This window comes from Kitasatospora sp. NPDC057692, from assembly GCF_042799475.1.
Taxonomy (GTDB): domain Bacteria; phylum Actinomycetota; class Actinomycetes; order Streptomycetales; family Streptomycetaceae; genus Kitasatospora.
Genome location: NZ_JBHVIV010000190.1, coordinates 1 through 2265, shown reverse-complemented (window position 1 = coordinate 2265; position 2265 = coordinate 1). Strand labels below are relative to the sequence as shown.

Annotated in this window: 1 protein-coding gene; it reads right to left on the bottom strand. The window is 74.7% G+C overall.

The window, feature by feature from the left end:
- On the bottom strand, positions 1–2265 hold a 2265-nt coding region (locus ACFVFS_RS40715), incomplete at both ends, for a condensation domain-containing protein (protein ID WP_380630163.1).

The following is a 2265-nucleotide window of genomic DNA, read 5'->3' as shown; positions in this document are numbered from 1 at the left end:
CAGGCCCCGGTGGGTGATCTCGACGCCCTTGGGGGTGCCGGTGGAGCCCGAGGTGAAGATGACGTAGGCGAGCCGGTCCAGGTCGTCCGCCCGCGTCGGCGCGGTGTCCGGCAGGCCCGCGGTGTCCGCGTCGGCGAGCAGCACCGCGGCGGCGTCGAACCGGTCGGCGTACGCCTCGGAGGTGAGCGCCACCCGCGCGCCCGAGGTCGCCAGGATGGAGGCGACGCGCTCCGCCGGGTAGGACGGGTCGATCGGCACGTAGGCGCCGCCGGCCTTCCACACCGCGAGCAGCGCCGCGATCAGCGCGGGCCCGCGGTCCAGCAGGACCGCGACGCGCGCCTCGGCGTCGACGCCCCGCTCCCGCAGGGCGTGCGCCAGCCGGTTGGCCCGCGCGTCCAGCTCCGCGTACCCCGCCGTCTCCGCCCCGAGGGTGACCGCCGGGGCATTCGGGGCCTCGGCGGCCCGCGCCTCGAACAGCTGGAGCACGGACGCGGTCTCGGCCTCGTGCGCGGTGTCGTTCCAGGTCACCAGCTGCCGTTCCAGCTCCTCGGGCGGCAGCGGGGCCGGGCGGGAGTCGCCGGCCGGGTCCGAGGTCATGGCGGTGAGCACCGCCGCGTACAGCGCGGTGAGCCGGTCGGCGTCGGCGCGGGACAGCGCGTGGGTGTGCGTGGAGATCAGCAGGTAGCCGGCGACCGCCGACACCGCGAGGTCGAACTCGGTCGCGCCCTCGCCGGAGCTGTCGGTCAGGTCGACGCGCTCGGTGTCGACGTGGTCGAAGTCCTGGTAGCTGAATCGGACGTCGAGCAGGCGCTCCAGCCCGGCGTCGTGCTGGATCTCCGGCATCGGGTAGCGGCGGTGCTCCCACATGCCCGCCTCGTGCGAGAAGACCTCGCGGACCAGCTCCTCCCAGGTGCGGTCGCGGTCCGCGTCGAACGCGAACGGCAGGGTGTTGAGGTACATGCCGTACACCCGGTCGGCGCCGGGCGCCTCGGGACGGGCGCTGAACACCAGGCCCGAGTGGAACCGGCTCTCCTCGGTGAGCAGGCTGAGCACCTTCAGGTGCGCGGCCAGCAGCACGCTCTTGACCGGGACGCGGGCCCGGGTGGTCAGCGCCCGCAGCCCGGATGCGAAGGGACCGAGGTCCACGGCGACCCGGTAGCGCTCCCGTTCGGCGGTGCGGTCGCCGGCCCAGGCCGTCGGCAGGGAGAACCGCGCGTGGCCGCTCGTCACCTGCCGCCAGTGCGCCCGGTCCTGCTCCGACTCCAGCGAGCGCAGCTCGGCGGCGACGAAGTCGGCGTAGCGCACGGGCGGCGCCGGCACCTCGGAGGCCTCCCCGCCGTCGCGCACCCGGCGGTACTCGTCGAGCAGCTCCATCAGCAGCGCCCGGTGGCTCCAGCCCTCGGTGATGGCGTGGCAGACGGTCAGCCCGAGCCGCCAGCCGTCGTCCTCGACGTGGGCGGTCATCCGCAGCAGCGGCGCCCGCTCCAGGTCGAACGGGAGGTCCCGCTCGCGGGCGACGAACTCCTGTACGGCGGCCCGCCGTTCGGCCTCGTCCAGGCCCCTCAGGTCGTGCACGGCCACCGGCACGACGGCCGTGGCGTGCACCACCTGGAGCGGCTGGGTGTAGCCGTCGAGGTGGAAGGAGGTGCGCAGCATCTCGTGGCGGGCCGTGACCGCGGCGGCGGCGGCGCGCAGCGCCCGCCCGGAGAACGGCTCCGGCTCGCTGATCCGGAACGAGGAGACGTTGTGGTACGCGTGCCCGGTGCGGTCCGCCAGCATCTCCAGGACCATGCCGAGCTGCACCTGCGTCAGCCCGTAGGCGTCCACGGCGTCGTCCGGGAGCGCCGGCCGGTCCTCGGCGCCGATCAGCGCGAACCGCTCGACGGGCACGTCCACCTCGGTGCGCGCGGGGCGGCCGGTGAGGAACTCGCTGAGCTCGGCGACCGTGCGGTGCTCGAAGACGTCCCTGACGCCGATGTCGAATCCGGCCGAGCGCAGTGCGCCGACGAGCGCGACGGCGCGGATGGAGTGGCCGCCGATCTCGAAGAAGCCGTCCTCGACGCCGACCCGCTCCCGCCCCAGCACCTGGGCCCAGGTCTCGGCGATCCGCTCCTCGGTGACCGTGCGCGGCGCCACGTAGCCGTCGTCCGCCGCCGCGGTGTCCGGGGCGGGCAGGGCGCGTCGGTCGATTTTGCCGTTGGCGTTGAGGGGGAGGGTGTCGAGGGTGATGTAGGCGGAGGGGAGCATGTAGTCGGGGAGGTGGGC